The sequence below is a fragment of the Thiobacillus sp. genome (genome assembly GCA_024235835.1).
Lineage (GTDB): Bacteria > Pseudomonadota > Gammaproteobacteria > Burkholderiales > Thiobacillaceae > PFJX01.
This window is the reverse complement of sequence record JACKLQ010000001.1, coordinates 1233046-1248010: the sequence shown is the minus strand read 5'-3', so window position 1 is coordinate 1248010 and position 14965 is coordinate 1233046. Positions and strand designations below refer to the sequence as shown.

The window sequence follows — 14965 nt, the reverse complement described above, 5'->3', positions numbered from 1 at the left end:
CCCGCCTGCCTGCGCCTTCAGCTCAGTACTGGGCTTTCTTGAGGATGTCCACGCCCACCAGGCCCTCGGCGACCTCCCGCAGGGCGATGACGGCGGGCTTGTCCTTGTTGGGTTCCACCTTGGGACTGGAGCCGGTGGAGATCTGGCGGGCGCGGTAGGCGGCGGCCAGGGTCATCTCGAAGCGGTTGGGAATGTTGCGGATGCAATCATCAATGGTTACGCGAGCCATGTCGGTCCTCGAATCGTTTCAACAAGGCGTCATTTTACCCGGGACTGTGCTACAAACCACGCCTTGAAAGCCTATTTCAACAGGGCGTTCAATAGGGCCCATACTTCGCGCCCTGCTGAAATAGGCTGTGTTAGGAGAAGACCATGCCCTCATTCGACATCATGTCCGAAGTGGACAAGACCGAACTGCGCAACGCGGTGGACCAGACCAACAAGGAGATCGGCAACCGCTTCGACTTCAAGGGCTCGGACGCCCGCATCGAACAGGCGGACTTCGCGCTCACCGTGTTCGCCGACACGGACTTCCAACTGGACCAGGTCCAGGAAGTGCTCAATGGCAAGCTGGCCAAGCGGGGTGTGGACGTGCGGTCCCTGGACATCGCCGACAAGGTGGAGAAGGTGTCAGGCAACAAGGTGAAACGCCAGGTCACCGTGAAGAACGGCCTCGAGACCGAAGTGGCCAAGAAAATCGTCAAGCAGATCAAGGATTCCAAGCTCAAGGTCACCGCCAGCATCCAGGGGGAGAGCGTCCGGGTATCCGGCGCCAAGCGGGACGTGCTGCAGGAGTGCATCGCCCTGTTGCGCAAGGCCATTACCGAAGTGCCCCTACAGTTCCAGAATTTCCGCGACTGAAGACCCTCCACGGCAACATTCGCCTGGCGGGGCCCTTTCTCGTTTGCGCCCCGGGCGCTTGAAGCGTTATTCCTTGGCGGGCCTGCCGGTCGATAACGGCGCGGGCACCAACGCCTGATCGCCTTTCCAATGCAGTTTGCAGTCGTGCTTCGTGGTGGGCTGGGAAAGGTCCTGGCCCGGCGGGAGTTCCCGCACCTCGCAGTCCAGGATCACGGGCAAGGGGCCGGGGCAGTCGCAATGGTATCGCTCCACCGCGCGCAGGTCCCGGACCGAGATGCCCTTATCCTTTTCCAGTATCTTCAGGCGGTCCAGCAGGCTGTCCTTGCGCGCCTCCAGGCCCCCCTGATTGGTGCGCTGGAAGTACACCGTGCGCGGCTCGTAGCCGTTACGCACGCGCACGGGGTTTTCATACAACTCGACGGTACGGGCCTCCCCCAGCAGGGTGCCGGCGCTGTCCGGGTCGCCGTAGCGGGTATGGCCGAACTCGTGGGAGAGGATGGCCTGGGGGTCCACCAGTTCCTCGCTGGTGGGGAACTGGCACTGCATCCCTTTGTTACCCAGGCCGATGCCTGCTGGCTGGGCCATGGCCCCGGGTCCGTGGTAGGCGCCAAACTTGAATACCTCCAGTTCCGAGGCGAACTGGCCCTCCTCGCTGAGGCGGCCGGTCAGCAAGCGCGACAGCCTGGGCATGGGCCCGTTCTTCACGGCCCGGTTCCACAGGGCCCGGTCATAGTCCAGATAGCCCTGGTTGAACATCCGCAGGGTATCGTCGGCCACCTCCCGGAACCACACGGCGCCCGCGTCGCTCATGGCGAAACGCTCCAGAAATTCAAGCTGGGGCTGGGCCAGGGGCAGGGTGCGGGCGTTGACCTCACCCTTGCGTGCCAGGTTGATGCGCCGGGCCAGGGCAAAATGTTCGGCCCGGCGCGCCCGTTCAGCCTGCTGGTCCCGTGGCGGACGGGGCAGGCGGCCGGCACGGGGGCTCCCGTCCGGCCCGCACACCAGGACGATCGCACCCCCCGCCTGCCAGGGCTGGTCCAGTTCCATTTCCAGTTCCACCTGAACCCGCCGGGCGGGTGGCGGGGTGAAGCCCTCGGGTACCGCGGGGCAGGCCGCCAGGGTGACGCCCGCCCAGAAGGACAGACAGGCGAGGCCGGCGGCCAAGGCGTGACGGAGGGAATACTGGGAAGCGGCAGCGTTCATGATGACCATCAAGTTGCCGAAAGAAAATGTCGTTTAACTTGTTACCCTGTTTTCCATTCAACGATGGAGGACAACGATGAAGCGCTTGCGCAACATGGCCAAGGCCCCGGGGGTTGTCCTGGCGGTTCTGGCGGCTGTGGCTTTTTCCAGCCCGACCCGGGCCCAGGACCCTGCCCCCCTGGTGTCCCTGCAACTGCCCTTCCTCCCCGGCCAGGCCCGCGTGCAACCGGACTTGCTTCCCAACACCATGCTGGCCCCCCAGTCGCGGGAGGTCAAGCGCCAGTGGGCCCAGCTGTTCATGTTGTTCAGCCCCCTGAGCATGCGCGAAGTGATGAACTTCATGGCCCACAAGATCCCCGCCCGGCCCGGCCTGAGTGTGGACCAGGTGGCGGCGGCCCTCATCACCCGCGCCGAGAAGCGCGGCTTCATGCTGGTGGACCGCTACCAGATGTGGCGGGCCCTGGAGGCCCGCACCGGCCAGACCGGCACCCCCAAGGTGGAGGTGATCAGCATCTGCGACCCCACGGTGAGCCGGGACTGGCTGGACTATGCGCCGGAGATGGCCCTGTTCGTGCCGCCCCGCATCGCCCTGGTGGAGGACCGGGAAGGCACCATCTGGCTCATCATGCTGGACTGGGACATGCGCTGGCTGGATACCGCCGGCCCTCCGGCCTTCGACCCCAAGCTGCGTGCCCAGGGCCTGGAACGGCGGGACATGCTGGAGGACATCATGCGGGCCGGGGCCAACGGCGAGCCCTGACACGCTGGCCAGAGTCGATTTGCATTCCATAACAAATATTTTGTACAAAGTGAATTTTTCGCCGGTCCGGGAATCCCACCTGTCCAGTCACGGCAGGCCGGAAGTGCCCCGGCAGGAATTCACACATGACCGAAAGCCCCGCCTACAAGGCTTATTCTCTCCATAATTTTCGCGAAATCCCCCAGATGGCCGCCCTGCCCGAGGCCATCAAGTTCGACATACAGGTGGTGGGGCAGGTGTTGCCCTTCAAGACCAACGGCTTCGTTGTCGACCACCTCATCGACTGGTCCAGGGCGCCGGACGACCCCCTGTTCGCCCTCACCTTTCCCCAGCGGGGCATGCTGTTGCCGGAGCATTACGACGAGATGGCCGCCTTGGTGAAAGGCGGTGCCGAGCCAGCCGTCCTCAAGGAGGCGGCCAACCGTATCCGCATGCGGCTCAATCCCCATCCGGCGGGCCAGGTGAGCCACAACATCCCCACCCTGGACGGGGAGCCCCTGGACGGCATGCAGCACAAGTACCGGGAGACGGTGCTGTTCTTCCCCAGCAACGGCCAGACCTGCCATGCCTACTGCAGCTTCTGCTTCCGCTGGCCCCAGTTCGTGGGCATGGCCGAGCTGAAGTTCGCCAGCAAGGAGGTGGAGCGCCTAGTGGCCTATCTCCAGGCCAACCCCCAGGTGAGCGACGTGCTGTTCACCGGCGGCGACCCCATGGTCATGAACGCCCGCCACCTGGCCGCCTACATCGAGCCCCTGCTGGAGGCGGACCTGCCGAGCCTGCGCCACATCCGCATCGGCACCAAGTCCCTGAGCTTCTGGCCCTACCGCTTCCTTACCGACAACGATGCCGGCGATATCCTGGCCCTGTTCCGCAAGGTGGCGGACGCGGGCAAGCGCCTGGCCCTCATGGCCCACTTCAACCATCCCCGGGAACTGGCGCCGGAGCCGGTGAAGCAGGCCATCCGGGCCATCCGGGACACGGGGGCGGTGATCCGCTCCCAGTCCCCGGTGCTGGCCCACATCAACGACGACCCGGCCCTATGGGCCGAGATGTGGAATGCCCAGGTGGACCTGGGCTGCGTGCCCTACTACATGTTCGTGGCCCGGGACACGGGGGCCCAGCACTACTTCGCCGTGCCCCTGGTGCGGGCCTGGGAGATCTTCCGGGAGGCCTACCAGCGGGTCAGCGGCCTGGGCCGCACGGTGCGGGGCCCCAGCATGTCCGCCAATCCGGGCAAGGTCCAGGTGCTGGGGGTGAGCGAGGTGCGGGGCCAGAAGGTCATGGTGCTGCGCTTCATCCAGGGCCGGGACCCGGACTGGATCCACCGGCCCTTCTTCGCCGCCTACGACGAGCAGGCCACCTGGCTGGGGGAACTGAAGCCCGCCTTCGGCGAACCCCGTTTCTTCTTCGAGGAGGAACTGGAGGACGAATACCGGGAGAGCCTCCAGACCGAGCACAGCGAGGACTACGAATAGACGTGAGCCATGCCTTGATCATGTCTCCGATATCCCCTGCCTTGGGCGTGCTGCTTTGCATTGGAAGCAGGGATCCGTTGCCGGCAGGACATTCAATGGATCGGGACGCGACGCAGCCGCAGGGCGTTACTCACCACGGAAACGGAACTGAAGCTCATGGCCAAGGCGGCAATGAGCGGTGACAGCAGCAGACCGAACACCGGGTACAACACTCCCGCCGCGATGGGTACGCCCAAGGCGTTGTAGAGCAAGGCGAACATCAGGTTCTGGCGCATGTTGCGCACGCTGGCCTCGGACAGGCCGCGCGCGCTGGCGATGCCGCGCAGGTCGCCCTTGACCAGGGTGACGGCGGCGCTGGTCATGGCCACGTCGGTGCCGGTGCCCATGGCAATGCCCACGTTGGCCCGGGCAAGCGCCGGGGCGTCGTTGATGCCGTCTCCCACCATGGCGACGATATGGCCCTGGGCCTGGAGTTTCGCCACCAGGGCGTCCTTGTCCTCCGGCTTGACCTCGCCGTGCACATTCTCGATGCCGAGCTTCTGACCGACGGCGCGGGCGGTGGTGAGGCCGTCGCCGGTGGCCATGATGATGGCCAAACCGCTTTCGCGCAGGCGCTCCAGGGCCTGCGGCGTGGTGGCTTTAATGGGGTCGGAGACGGCGAGCAGCCCGGCCGCCTGGCCGTCCACGGCCAGGAGTATGACGCTGGCGCCTTCTAGACGCAGGGCCTCGGCCCTAGCTCCCAGCGGCCGCCAGTCGATGCCTTCCTCCTCCATCAGCTTGGTGTTGCCGATGGCCACGCGTTTTCCATCCACGCTACCTCGGGCGCCGATCCCAGAGGCGGACTCGAAGCCCACCGGCGTACCGAGGCGGTACTCTCGGCGTCTAGCCTCCTCCACTAGTGCATGGGCAAGAGGATGCTCGCTGCCCTGGTCCAGACTGGCGGCGATCCGCAGGACCTCCGCCTCGTCCCAGCCCTCCGCCGCCGCCAGGCCGTGGAAGCGGGGCTTGCCCTCGGTGAGGGTGCCGGTCTTGTCCACGATGAGGGTGTCCACTCGACGCATGGCCTCGATGGCGGCGGCGTCGCGGAACAGCACGCCCTGGGTGGCGGCCTTGCCGGTGGCCACCATCACCGTCATGGGCGTGGCCAGGCCCAGGGCGCAGGGACAGGCGATGATGAGCACGGCCACTGCGTTGACCAGGCCGTAGACCCATGACGGTTGCGGCCCGAACAGGCCCCAGACGATGAAGGTGGCGAGCGCCACCGCCACCACGCCTACCACGAAATACCCGGCCACCACGTCGGCCATTCGCTGCATGGGGGCGCGGGAACGCTGGGCCTCGCCCACCATCTGCACGATGCGGGCCAGCACCGTCTCCGTGCCCACATTGTTTGCACGCATGATGAGGGCGCCGCTGGTGTTCATGGTGGCACCGATCAGGGGATCACCGGCGGCCTTGGTAACGGGGATGGGCTCGCCGGTGAGCATGGACTCGTCCACCGCGCTGCTGCCCTCCAGCACCACGCCGTCCACCGGCACCTTCTCGCCCGGGCGTACCCGCAACCGGTCGCCGGGGTGAACCTGGGCCAGGGGGATGTTCTCCTCGCTGCCGTCGTCGTTCAGGCGGCGTGCTGTCTTGGGTGCCAGGCCCAGCAGGGCGCGGATGGCCGCGCCCGTTTCCGAGCGGGCCTTGAGTTCCATCACCTGACCGAACAGGGTGAGGGAGATGATGACGGCGGCGGCCTCGAAGTAGACCGCCACGTGGCCGTCGACGCGGAAGGACTCGGGGAACACGCCCGGCGCCACCGTGGCGACGACGCTGTAGGCGTATGCCGCGCTCGTGCCCAGGCCGATCAGGGTCCACATGTTGGGGCTGCGCCCGGCGACGGAACGCACGCCCCGCACGAAGAACGGCCAGCCCGACCACAGCACCACCGGTGTGGCCAGGGCCAGTTCCACCCAGGGTCGGGTGGCCCCCGGCACGGCATCGAACAGCCCACCCGACATGGCGATGGCCGTGACGATGAGCGTGAGCGGCAGGGTCCACCAGAAGCGGCGGCGAAAGTCGGCCAGTTCGGGGTTCTCCTCCGCCTCGGCCGAGGGCGCGACGGGCTCCAGGGCCATGCCGCACTTGGGGCAGGTGCCGGGGCCGAGCTGCCGCACCTCGGGGTGCATGGGGCAGGTGTATTCCACGCCCTGTGGGGCAACTTCATCCGCTTCCGGTTCGGCAGGCGCCAAATAGCGTCCAGGCTCGGCCCGGAACTTCTCCAGACAACCCGCGCTGCAGAAGAGATAGGTCTGCCCGTCATGCTGGGCACGATGGGGTGAGTCCGGCTTGACGGTCATGCCGCAGACCGGATCCTTATCGAGGACGTGGGCGGGGGCCGGTACCATACCAACTCACCGCCCGTGCTGGGTGTCGTGGCGGCCTGCTCCGGGCGGGGGAGCTGAACAGCAGGAATGTGGGGAGGAATGGGCGTGTGCTTCCACGTTGGCTTGTTGCCAGGCCTTGAACTCAGCCCAGATTCGTTTCAGCCAGTTCAGCATCTCAAGCTCCTTGCACGTGCAAACCGTGGGGTCAGTTGTTGATGTTTATCCGACAGGCTTGGATTCTTCCAGTGAAAATAATCTTCCATCCTGGGTCCGACAGGTTCCCCGCACATCGGGAAGATGGCTGACCCATTTACATTCAAGACTGTCGCCTTCCCTCGATGTCAGCGTTGCCTGTCCCTGACTGATATGGCGCCGATGGACTTTCGGGACACTGAGATAGGGGCCGCGACACTGATAGTCGGCCGGGAGGCACCGGCTCATTGTCCAATCCCCCTTGTAGCGCCTTCCTTCCAGCGTCACCTCGATGGAATTGGGTTGTAGCCAATGCAGGTTCAGAGTGCCGACGGCTTGGGCCGCATTGCTTGTGTCCTTGAGGGCCAAGTTCGACGTACAGCCGGCCAGCAGTAGCAATGCGAGAATCGTCAGCGGTTTCATGGTGACGCCTTTTCTCATGGGGCTCGGTGAAATGGCGAATGAGCAACACGGCGGGGAGGATGGGAACAAGCCAGACGAGGACCATCCCTAGCCACTCCCCGCTCATGCCGACGGGGTCGAGTCCGTACATAGTTCGATTCCGGCGTCTGGGGCCTCGGCATTCCGCCCTGAATGCCGAGGCAGACACTACCCGACGCTCACAGGTCATTAAGGATGGAGCCGTACGTATCGCCGCTGCCTTTCTCGGGGCCTGCGGAGGCGCGGACATCGCCGGCCTGGGCATCCAGTACGACCCAACCGTAAACGTCGCCGCTGCCGCGCTCAGACTTGGCGGACGAGAAGCTGGTGCCGACGAAGCCGCTGCTGGTAATGTCATTCAGGATGCTTTGCCCCATGTCCGGGTTGCCGTCCCACTGGCCGGCGAAAACGGAAGAGGTGAGTAGGGCCAGAATGGCGGTAGTGAGGATGGACTGCTTGCGGTTCATGATCGACTCCTGTGTGGTTAATGAAGAACACCACTGCATGTGATGTTGAGGCCAGTATGGACAGCACATCCCCACAGGAACCTGATACCGGCATTACATGTATGTCATTGGCGGCTTTGGAGTCGGACCGTGCCAGCCTTAGCCAATATAGGCGATATCTACCTTGTGTCTCCGCCGGGAAGCTGACAAATTCAATCCTGTCGAGGCTGGAGGACATGGAATGCCGAGAGGTCGGACCCTACTGCTGTCGCTCTTCGCCATGCTGCGGTCGATGGTTGCATCGGCGGGCGAGCCGGATTGGACCACACGGGTCCATCAATTGGTGGTGACGCGCACGGACGGGGTGACGGAACTGGGCTCCGCCGTGCCCCTCGCCGCCAACCGCATGGTGACGAACTGCCACGTCTTGCGGGATGCCGCGCATATCGAGGTGAAGTTGGATGGTCTCACCAGGCAGGCGACCGCCGACCTGCACGATGCCTACCGGGATTTGTGTTTCCTGACCGTGCCTGGACAGCATACCGAGGCGATGCCCATGATTGACGTGGGGGAAACCCGGGTGGGCTTGGACGTGGTGGCGGTAGGCTATCCGGAGGGGCAGTTCGCCGTCAGCCCTGGCAGGATCGTCGGACTGCACCATTGCGAGTGCGACGGTGGCAAGGTCATTCAGACTTCGGCCCGCTTCGAGCGGGGTGCCAGTGGCGGCGGCCTGTTCGATCTCCAGGGCCGCTTGGTGGGCATCCTCACCTTCAAGGCCAAGGCCGGTGGCAATTTCCACTTCGCCTTGCCGGTAGGATGGCTGCGACACGTGGCCATGGAGGGATTGCAACCGATTTCCGGTGCAAAGAGCTTCTGGGAGAACCCGGGCCGGGAAAGCGGTTACTTCCTGGCGGCTTGCGACCTGGGGGCCCAGAAGAAATGGTCTGCCCTCAAGCCTCTGGCCCAGGAATGGGTCCAGCTGGAACCCAACAACCCGGAGTCCTGGATGGCCCTGGGGAGGGCTCACCGGGGCCTTGAACAGGCCGAACAGGCCGCGGAGGCCTTCCAGCATGTGCTGATGCTGGACTCCACCCACGCCGAGGCTAAGTGGGCCCTGCAGCAACTGGAATTCGATCTGGGGCGCAGCCTGGCGGTGCCGGACAGCCTTTGATGTGTCTCAGGGTTCCAGGGAGCGCCGCTCGATGTCGTGCCAGACGGCATAGATTTCGTCCGACCAGAGAGACTTGATGTAGACGGTCACGTCGTCGATCTGGGCGTCCGTGAGCACCTCCTTCCAGGAAGGCATGTTGCCGCTGCCGCCCGGGCTCCCGTGCTTAATGACCCGATGCAGGATTTTGGTGGGGTGGTGCCAGGCGTGGGCGGAATCGTCCAGGGGCGGTGGTGGGAACCTGCCGTCCGGCCCCTTCCGGCGCTAGTCGCCGGGCTGGCCCTTGCCTTCGCTGCCGTGGCAGGCATTGGCAATGCTGTTCGTAGAGGGCCTTGCCCCGTGCCACCTGCCCGGGATCGAACTGGCTCGCCACTTTCGGAGGCGGCCAGTTGCCCTGGGCCGGCATGGCGACTGGTTGCATGCCGGCTTCGGGTGGGGCGTCCCGTCCACAAGCAGCGAGAGTAATGGACAGCAGCAGTGCGATCTGGGGCAGGTGCTTCACCACGCTCAATCTTCCAGGTCGGCCCGGCGCTTCAGGTATTCCTCCCGGTTAATCTCGCCCCGGGCGTAGCGCTCTTCAAGGGTGTCCAGGGCGGTCTTGCCCTGGCCAGGCCCCTTGCCGCCGAAGAAAGGGCGGACTACCAGGAAAAGAAGGATGAGCGGCACGACCCAGACCAGGATCATGCCGATGCCGCCCAACCCCATGCCGAAATGGTCGAATCCGTACATGGCTTGGCCCCCTGTCAGGTCTCAATGCCGCCCGGGCGGGGTTACCTGCCATGCATGCCCATGCCGCCGCCCGGCATGCCTGGCCCCATGCCTTTTTGCATCATGTCCAGACGCCGCTCCAGCATGTCCATGCGCCGGGCCATCATGTCGTCCTGGCCTGACATACCCATGCCACCTTGGATGCCGGGGCCCGACCGCGGCTGCATCATCATCTGCATCATGTCCATGCGCTTCTCCACCATGTCCATGCGCTTGCCCATCATGTCGTCCATCCCTGACATGCCTGGCCCACCCTGCATGCCATGGCCCATCATGCCCATGCCGCCTTGGCCCCCCATCATTCCCATACCACCCTTGCCGCCCATCATGCCCATTCCCATGCCGGGCCCCATCATGCCCATGCCGCCGCCCTTGGCGTCCGCCATGGGACAGGGGCGGTCTTTCATCATGGCTTCCATGTCCTTCATCTGCTCTTCCATCATGGCCATGCGCTTGTCCGGGTCGCGCGTCTGGCGCATGTCCATCATGCGCTTGCGCATGGTCTGCATGGGGTCGGTTGCACCCGGCGCGGTGGCCTGGGAGGTGGTCTGGGACGGTTCGGGGTGATGGCTGCCGTGCTCGTCCTTGGCCGCGCCGGCGGCCATGGACAGGGCAGGCAGGGAGAGGGTGCCGGCCAGGGCCAGCGCCAGGGTGCTGCGTTGCATCGATTTCATCGTTTGCTCCTTGTTGGGGTGGGATGGGTTCACCGAACGGCTTCCATGTGGGTGACCGTGAGGCGTCCATTCACTTTGTCCGCCTGGAAGCGGATGTTGTCGCCGGGCTTGACCCGGTCGAGCAGGGCGGAGTCCTGCACGCGAAAGATCATGGTCATGGGCGGCATGTCCAGATTGGCCAGGGGGCCATGCTGGATGGTGATCTTGCCCTGGGCCTTGTCCACCTTCTTCACGGTGCCTTCGGCCATCATCTCGCCCATGGCGGCGTGGCCGGAGGCGGTGCCGTGGCTCATGTGGCTCATGTCGGCCAGGGCGGGCAGGCCCAGGGGCAGGGCCATGGCCAGGATCAGGGTAGTGAGTGTGCGTTTCATGGTTTTCCTTTCAGTGCTGGAGGTAATGAAAAGGCTGGGAAGTCAGTAACGGGCGTAGGTGCGGGTGCCGCCCCGCCGGTCCACCAGGAGGACTTCGTAGCGGTCCCGGCGGCTACCCATCTCCATGCCGGGGGAGCCGATGGGCATGGCGGGCACCACCAGGCCCCGGGCCTTGGGTTTTTCCAGCAGCAGGCGTTTGATGTCCCGCGCCGGCACGTGGCCTTCCACCACATAGCCGGCCACCTCGGCGGTGTGGCAGGAGCCATGGCCGGGGGGCACGCCCAGGCGGTACTTGTGGCTTACCACGTCGTCGGTGTCATGGGCCCGCACTCGGAAGCCGCTGGCCTCAAGATGGCTGATCCATTTCGTGCAGCACCCACAGCTGGGGCTCTTGTAGACGTCGATGACCGGGAGATCAGGTGCTGACCAAGCCGTTGTACTGAATCCGGCCAGTAGGAACATGGTGAGCAGGAGGGTTTTCATGCATGCGCTCCTTGTTTGATGGCGAAGCCAGTGTGGACGTCGCACAACCACGCCACCCTGACCGGGAGATGACATCTATGTCATTTTCGAACCAGGATGCGGCCGCGCATGCCGCCCTCATAATGGCCCGGGATGAGACAGGCGAACTCGAAATCGCCGGCACGGTTGAAGCGCCAGAGGATCTCGCCGGTCTTGCCCGGGTCCACATGGGCCATATAGGGCTCGTCGTGTTCCATCTCTGGGAACTTGCGCATCAGGGCCGCATGTTCCTGGAGCACGGCGCGGGTGCCGATGACCATCTCGTGCAGCATGACGCCCTCGTTATGAAGCACGAAGCGAACGGTTTCGCCCTGCTTCACCCGTACCAGATCGGGGGTGAAACGCATGTTGTCGGTCATGCGCAGCGTCACCGTACGGGTGACGGCAACCGGGTCGCCGGCGATGCCCCAGGACTTTTGCTCCTTGATGATGGGGGCCGTCTCGTGCTTGGCGCCACCATGGGCGTAGGCGGGGGGGCAGGTCCAGACCAGGGCCCATGCCAGGGCGAGAAAGGTTGGCCATTTATTCATGTCAGCGCCTCAATGATGATGACCGGCGGGCTTCACCGCCTTCAGGGTCTGCGCGTCGGCGGCGGGGCCTTCCCGGCGTTCCGCCGCCATGGGCTCGCCGGTCCATTCCCAGGACACCGTGCCCTGGGGGTGGGGGTACCAGCCCGGGTCGCTGTAGTCACCGGGTTTCTGGTCCTCCCGTACCTTCACCACGGTGAACATGCCCCCCATCTCGATGGGGCCGTATTGGCCCCAGCCGGTCATCATGGGCAGGGTGTTGTCGGGAATGGGCATCTCCATTTCCCCCATGTCGGCCATGCCCCGCTCACCCATCACCATGTAGTCCGGGGTCAGGCGCTGGATTTTCTCCACCACGCCCCGGTGGTCCACGCCGATCATGGTGGGCACGTCGTGGCCCATGGCGTTCATGGTGTGGTGGGACTTGTGGCAGTGGAAGGCCCAGTCGCCGGCCAGCCGGGCGTCGAACTCGATGGCCCGCATCTGGCCCACGGCCACATCGGTGGTCACCTCGGGCCAGCGCGCCGACTCCTTCACCCAGCCGCCGTCGGTGCAGGTCACTTCGAAGTCCACGCCATGCACGTGGAGGGGGTGGTTGGTCATGGTGAGGTTGCCGGCCCGCACCCGCACCCGGTCGTGCTGGCGCACCACCAGCGGGTCGATGGCGGGGAAGACGCGGCTGTTCCAGCACCACAGGTTGAAGTCCAGCATGGTGTTGATCTTGGGCGTGGCCGCCCCGGGCTCGATGTCGAAGGCGTTGAGCAGGAACACGAAATCCCGGTCCACGCGCATGAATTCCGGGTCCCTGGGGTGGACGATGAGCATGCCCATCATGCCCATGGCCATCTGCACCATCTCGTCGGCGTGGGGGTGGTACATGAAGGTGCCGGACTTGGTCATCTCGAACTCGTAGACGAAGGTCTTGCCCGGCTTGATCTGGGGCTGGGTGAGCCCCCCCACGCCGTCCATGCCGTTGGGCAGCAGGACGCCGTGCCAGTGGATGCTGGTGTGCTCCGGCAGCCGGTTGGTGACGAAGATGCGCACCCGGTCCCCTTCCACGCATTCGATGGTGGGGCCCGGAGACGAGCCGTTGTAGCCCCACAGGTGGGCCTTCATGCCCGGGGCCAGTTCACGCACCACCGGCTCGGCCACCAGGTGGAACTCCTTGACTCCATCCTTCATGCGCCAGGGCAGGGTCCAGCCGTTCAGGGTCACCACCGGGTTGTAGGGGCGGCCGTCCATGGGGTGGAGGGGCGGCTGGGTGGCGGGGTCGGTGAGGATAGGGGCCTCGGGCAGGCTGGCGGCCCCGGCCTTGGAGACCAGGCCCGCCCCCAATACGGCGGCCCCGGCATTGCTGAGGAATTGTCGGCGGTCCATTCGTGTGCTCCTTGTTCTTTCAGTGACCGCCGCCGGCTTCGGCGGAGGCGGGAGCGCTCATGGTGATCATGCCGACGCTGGCCGCGCCGCTGCCGTTGAGGGCCATTTGCAGATTGCTTTCCGCCAGCCAGAAGTCCTTCCTGGCCTGGATGGCGGCATTGACGCCGGCCACCTGCTGGCGGGCGTCGGCCAGCAGGTCCCACACGCCGATGAGCATGCCGTTGTAGCGCAGCAGGTTCTCCTCGGCGATGCGCTTGCGCAGGGGCACGATCTCGTCCTGGTAATGGCGCGCCAGGTCGTGGGCGGTGCGGTAGGCCCCATAGGCGTCGCGTACCTCCGACTCCGCGTTGACGGCCATCTCCGCCACCCGGTGCATGGCCTGGGTATAGAGGGCCTCGGCCTTGGCGGCCCGGGCCTGGCCCCAGTCGAAGAGGGGCAGGGAGACCTCGATCTCGTAGCCCCGCTTCTGGGGTTCGCCGGTGGCATCGTTGTTCAGGTAACTGGCCTCCAGCACGTTGACGAAGCGGGTGGCGCGGGTGAGGCCCAGGCTTTTCGCCAGGCCCTCGATTTCCGTCCTGGCCATGCTCAGGTCCAGGCGGCTATCCATGGCCTGCTGCACCAGATCCTTTTCAGACAGGGGGGCGGCGGGCAGGTCGGGGAGGCGCTCGGGCAGGGTGAAATGGCGGTCCTTGCCCGAGAGCCCCAGCAGCCGGGTCAGGCGTTCCCGTTCCCGGGCCGCGTGCTGGCGGATCCGGGCCAGCTCGGCGGTGCTCTCGGCGTGGAACAGTTGTTCACGTTGCTGGCGCAGGCGACTGAAGTTGCCCACGTCGGCCATGCGCCGGGCCAGTTCCGCGCCCGCCTGGGCGGCGATCCAGGCCTCTTCCTGGTACTTCGCCGCCTCCTGGGCGGCCACGGCGGAGAAGAAGGCCTGGCGGGTGTTCTGGGCCAGGTCCAGGGTGGCGTTGGCCACCCGCATCTGGATCACTTCGAAGCGCCGGCCCTCGATGTCGGAACGGGTGGACAGGGTGAGCAGGCCCATGAGATCGAACAGGAAGGCGCGTTCGTATTCCCGCTCGCCGCCCCCCGAGGTGCGGGCGAAGGTGAATGTTGGATTGCGCAGGCGCCCGGCCTGGACCACATCGGCCTCGGCGATGCCCAGGCCGGCCAGGTCGGCCTGGAGACCCCGGTTGTTGAGCACGGCGATCTTGACCGCGGACTCGGCGTCGAGGGGCCCGGCCAGCAGACGCTTCACCTCCTCCCTGACCCGGGCCGCGTCCTGGTCGGTGCGCAGGGGGGCGGGCGCCACCGCCATGCGTTCCCGGGTGATGGCTGACACTTTGTCCAGGCCGCCGTCCGGGCTGAAGGAGGCGCAGCCCCCCAGCAGGCCCAGGCCCAGCAGGGCCGCCGGCAGCCGGGTCCCGCATGCCAGGCGGGTTCGAAGGTGGTCGGTGGGGTATTTCATGGCCGGCCTCCCGTGGAATGATGCGGGTGCCCGTCGGTGTTCACGGCGTCCGGTGGGCGGAGTGCTTCCTGGTGGCCCATGGCATGGCCATGGCCGCCATTGCCGGAGGGACCACCCATGCGGTCCATGTGCCCCATGTGTCCCTTGAGGCGGCCCATCTCGTCGTTGGCGCCGCGCCAGTCGGTCATGGACGAGTCCTGGTAGGGGGTGTAGTCGGCGGTGGTGGAGCGATAGGCGTCCGCCGCCGCGGGCAGGACGAGCGCCGCCAGCAGGCTGGCAATCGGGATTTTCATGGTGGGCCTCCTCGGGCTTCATGGCTTGGCTGCATGGCGGCCATCCTGGGCGG

18 protein-coding genes are annotated in these 14965 nt (G+C 65.7%); 4 read left to right on the top strand and 14 right to left on the bottom strand.

Features of this window, described 5'->3' with window-relative positions:
- Positions 1-22: 22 nt before the first annotated feature.
- Positions 23-229: a DNA-directed RNA polymerase subunit omega gene (locus H6935_06110; GenBank protein ID MCP5277925.1), complete on the bottom strand. Its 207-nt coding sequence runs from the start codon at positions 227-229 to the stop codon at positions 23-25.
- A gap of 143 nt (positions 230-372) precedes the next feature.
- Between H6935_06110 and H6935_06105 the strand changes: the two genes are divergently transcribed.
- Positions 373-861, top strand: coding sequence for a YajQ family cyclic di-GMP-binding protein (locus tag H6935_06105; protein ID MCP5277924.1), 489 nt, complete (start codon positions 373-375; stop codon positions 859-861).
- Between the two features lie 66 nt (positions 862-927).
- Here the strand turns inward: H6935_06105 and H6935_06100 are convergent, their stop codons facing one another.
- Complete coding sequence (locus H6935_06100) at positions 928-2064, bottom strand: hypothetical protein (protein ID MCP5277923.1); 1137 nt, start codon at positions 2062-2064, stop codon at positions 928-930.
- A 76-nt stretch (positions 2065-2140) separates the two neighbouring features.
- On the opposite strand from H6935_06100, the gene H6935_06095 reads away from it, so the two are divergent.
- Positions 2141-2824: a DUF302 domain-containing protein gene (locus H6935_06095; protein ID MCP5277922.1), complete on the top strand. Its 684-nt coding sequence runs from the start codon at positions 2141-2143 to the stop codon at positions 2822-2824.
- 125 nt (positions 2825-2949) lie between these two features.
- The gene (locus tag H6935_06090; protein MCP5277921.1) at positions 2950-4299 is read left to right on the top strand and encodes a 4Fe-4S cluster-binding domain-containing protein; all 1350 of its coding nucleotides are present in this window, start codon (positions 2950-2952) and stop codon (positions 4297-4299) included.
- 92 nt (positions 4300-4391) lie between these two features.
- On the opposite strand, the gene H6935_06085 is transcribed toward H6935_06090, so the two are convergent.
- The 3 genes from H6935_06085 to H6935_06075 form a co-directional block, all read right to left on the bottom strand.
- The gene (locus H6935_06085; GenBank protein MCP5277920.1) at positions 4392-6692 is read right to left on the bottom strand and encodes a heavy metal translocating P-type ATPase; all 2301 of its coding nucleotides are present in this window, start codon (positions 6690-6692) and stop codon (positions 4392-4394) included.
- Between the two features lie 198 nt (positions 6693-6890).
- Positions 6891-7286, bottom strand: coding sequence for a hypothetical protein (locus H6935_06080; GenBank protein ID MCP5277919.1), 396 nt, complete (start codon positions 7284-7286; stop codon positions 6891-6893).
- Between the two features lie 197 nt (positions 7287-7483).
- Entirely contained in the window at positions 7484-7771 is a 288-nt protein-coding gene (locus H6935_06075) for a hypothetical protein (protein MCP5277918.1), read from the bottom strand.
- Between the two features lie 220 nt (positions 7772-7991).
- Here H6935_06075 and H6935_06070 point away from each other — a divergent pair, with 220 nt between their 5' ends.
- Positions 7992-8921: a trypsin-like peptidase domain-containing protein gene (locus H6935_06070; GenBank protein ID MCP5277917.1), complete on the top strand. Its 930-nt coding sequence runs from the start codon at positions 7992-7994 to the stop codon at positions 8919-8921.
- A gap of 6 nt (positions 8922-8927) precedes the next feature.
- Here the strand turns inward: H6935_06070 and H6935_06065 are convergent, their stop codons facing one another.
- From H6935_06065 to H6935_06025, 9 genes are all read right to left on the bottom strand, one after another.
- Positions 8928-9056: a cytochrome c gene (locus H6935_06065; GenBank protein MCP5277916.1), complete on the bottom strand. Its 129-nt coding sequence runs from the start codon at positions 9054-9056 to the stop codon at positions 8928-8930.
- 369 nt (positions 9057-9425) lie between these two features.
- The gene (locus H6935_06060; protein ID MCP5277915.1) at positions 9426-9647 is read right to left on the bottom strand and encodes an SHOCT domain-containing protein; all 222 of its coding nucleotides are present in this window, start codon (positions 9645-9647) and stop codon (positions 9426-9428) included.
- A 41-nt stretch (positions 9648-9688) separates the two neighbouring features.
- On the bottom strand, positions 9689-10360 hold the full coding sequence (locus tag H6935_06055) for a hypothetical protein (GenBank protein MCP5277914.1): 672 nt from the start codon (positions 10358-10360) through the stop codon (positions 9689-9691).
- Between the two features lie 29 nt (positions 10361-10389).
- Positions 10390-10731 (bottom strand): copper-binding protein, encoded by a 342-nt coding sequence (locus tag H6935_06050; protein MCP5277913.1) that lies wholly within the window; start codon positions 10729-10731, stop codon positions 10390-10392.
- Positions 10732-10773: 42 nt separating this feature from the next.
- On the bottom strand, positions 10774-11214 hold the full coding sequence (locus H6935_06045; GenBank protein MCP5277912.1) for a DUF411 domain-containing protein: 441 nt from the start codon (positions 11212-11214) through the stop codon (positions 10774-10776).
- A gap of 80 nt (positions 11215-11294) precedes the next feature.
- Positions 11295-11783: a cupredoxin family protein gene (locus H6935_06040; GenBank protein ID MCP5277911.1), complete on the bottom strand. Its 489-nt coding sequence runs from the start codon at positions 11781-11783 to the stop codon at positions 11295-11297.
- Between the two features lie 9 nt (positions 11784-11792).
- Positions 11793-13157, bottom strand: coding sequence for a copper oxidase (locus tag H6935_06035; GenBank protein ID MCP5277910.1), 1365 nt, complete (start codon positions 13155-13157; stop codon positions 11793-11795).
- 19 nt (positions 13158-13176) lie between these two features.
- Complete coding sequence (locus tag H6935_06030; protein ID MCP5277909.1) at positions 13177-14619, bottom strand: TolC family protein; 1443 nt, start codon at positions 14617-14619, stop codon at positions 13177-13179.
- Positions 14616-14912 (bottom strand): hypothetical protein, encoded by a 297-nt coding sequence (locus tag H6935_06025; GenBank protein ID MCP5277908.1) that lies wholly within the window; start codon positions 14910-14912, stop codon positions 14616-14618. Before H6935_06025 ends, H6935_06030 begins: the two co-directional genes overlap by 4 nt.
- Positions 14913-14965 lie beyond the last annotated feature (53 nt).

What these genes read in the sequence shown, in the direction of transcription:
- H6935_06025 (MCP5277908.1), bottom strand. Translation starts at nt 14,912, where the DNA reads ATGAAAATCCCGATTGCCAGCCTGCTGGCGGCGCTCGTCCTGCCCGCG.
- H6935_06095 (MCP5277922.1), top strand. Translation starts at nt 2,141, where the DNA reads ATGAAGCGCTTGCGCAACATGGCCAAGGCCCCGGGGGTTGTCCTGGCG.
- H6935_06045 (MCP5277912.1), bottom strand. Translation starts at nt 11,214, where the DNA reads ATGAAAACCCTCCTGCTCACCATGTTCCTACTGGCCGGATTCAGTACA.
- H6935_06050 (MCP5277913.1), bottom strand. Translation starts at nt 10,731, where the DNA reads ATGAAACGCACACTCACTACCCTGATCCTGGCCATGGCCCTGCCCCTG.
- H6935_06030 (MCP5277909.1), bottom strand. Translation starts at nt 14,619, where the DNA reads ATGAAATACCCCACCGACCACCTTCGAACCCGCCTGGCATGCGGGACC.
- H6935_06055 (MCP5277914.1), bottom strand. Translation starts at nt 10,360, where the DNA reads ATGAAATCGATGCAACGCAGCACCCTGGCGCTGGCCCTGGCCGGCACC.
- H6935_06105 (MCP5277924.1), top strand. Translation starts at nt 373, where the DNA reads ATGCCCTCATTCGACATCATGTCCGAAGTGGACAAGACCGAACTGCGC.
- H6935_06060 (MCP5277915.1), bottom strand. Translation starts at nt 9,647, where the DNA reads ATGTACGGATTCGACCATTTCGGCATGGGGTTGGGCGGCATCGGCATG.
- H6935_06080 (MCP5277919.1), bottom strand. Translation starts at nt 7,286, where the DNA reads ATGAAACCGCTGACGATTCTCGCATTGCTACTGCTGGCCGGCTGTACG.
- H6935_06070 (MCP5277917.1), top strand. Translation starts at nt 7,992, where the DNA reads ATGCCGAGAGGTCGGACCCTACTGCTGTCGCTCTTCGCCATGCTGCGG.
- H6935_06035 (MCP5277910.1), bottom strand. Translation starts at nt 13,157, where the DNA reads ATGGACCGCCGACAATTCCTCAGCAATGCCGGGGCCGCCGTATTGGGG.
- H6935_06075 (MCP5277918.1), bottom strand. Translation starts at nt 7,771, where the DNA reads ATGAACCGCAAGCAGTCCATCCTCACTACCGCCATTCTGGCCCTACTC.
- H6935_06110 (MCP5277925.1), bottom strand. Translation starts at nt 229, where the DNA reads ATGGCTCGCGTAACCATTGATGATTGCATCCGCAACATTCCCAACCGC.
- H6935_06090 (MCP5277921.1), top strand. Translation starts at nt 2,950, where the DNA reads ATGACCGAAAGCCCCGCCTACAAGGCTTATTCTCTCCATAATTTTCGC.
- H6935_06085 (MCP5277920.1), bottom strand. Translation starts at nt 6,692, where the DNA reads ATGGTACCGGCCCCCGCCCACGTCCTCGATAAGGATCCGGTCTGCGGC.
- H6935_06065 (MCP5277916.1), bottom strand. Translation starts at nt 9,056, where the DNA reads ATGCCTTCCTGGAAGGAGGTGCTCACGGACGCCCAGATCGACGACGTG.
- H6935_06100 (MCP5277923.1), bottom strand. Translation starts at nt 2,064, where the DNA reads ATGAACGCTGCCGCTTCCCAGTATTCCCTCCGTCACGCCTTGGCCGCC.
- H6935_06040 (MCP5277911.1), bottom strand. Translation starts at nt 11,783, where the DNA reads ATGAATAAATGGCCAACCTTTCTCGCCCTGGCATGGGCCCTGGTCTGG.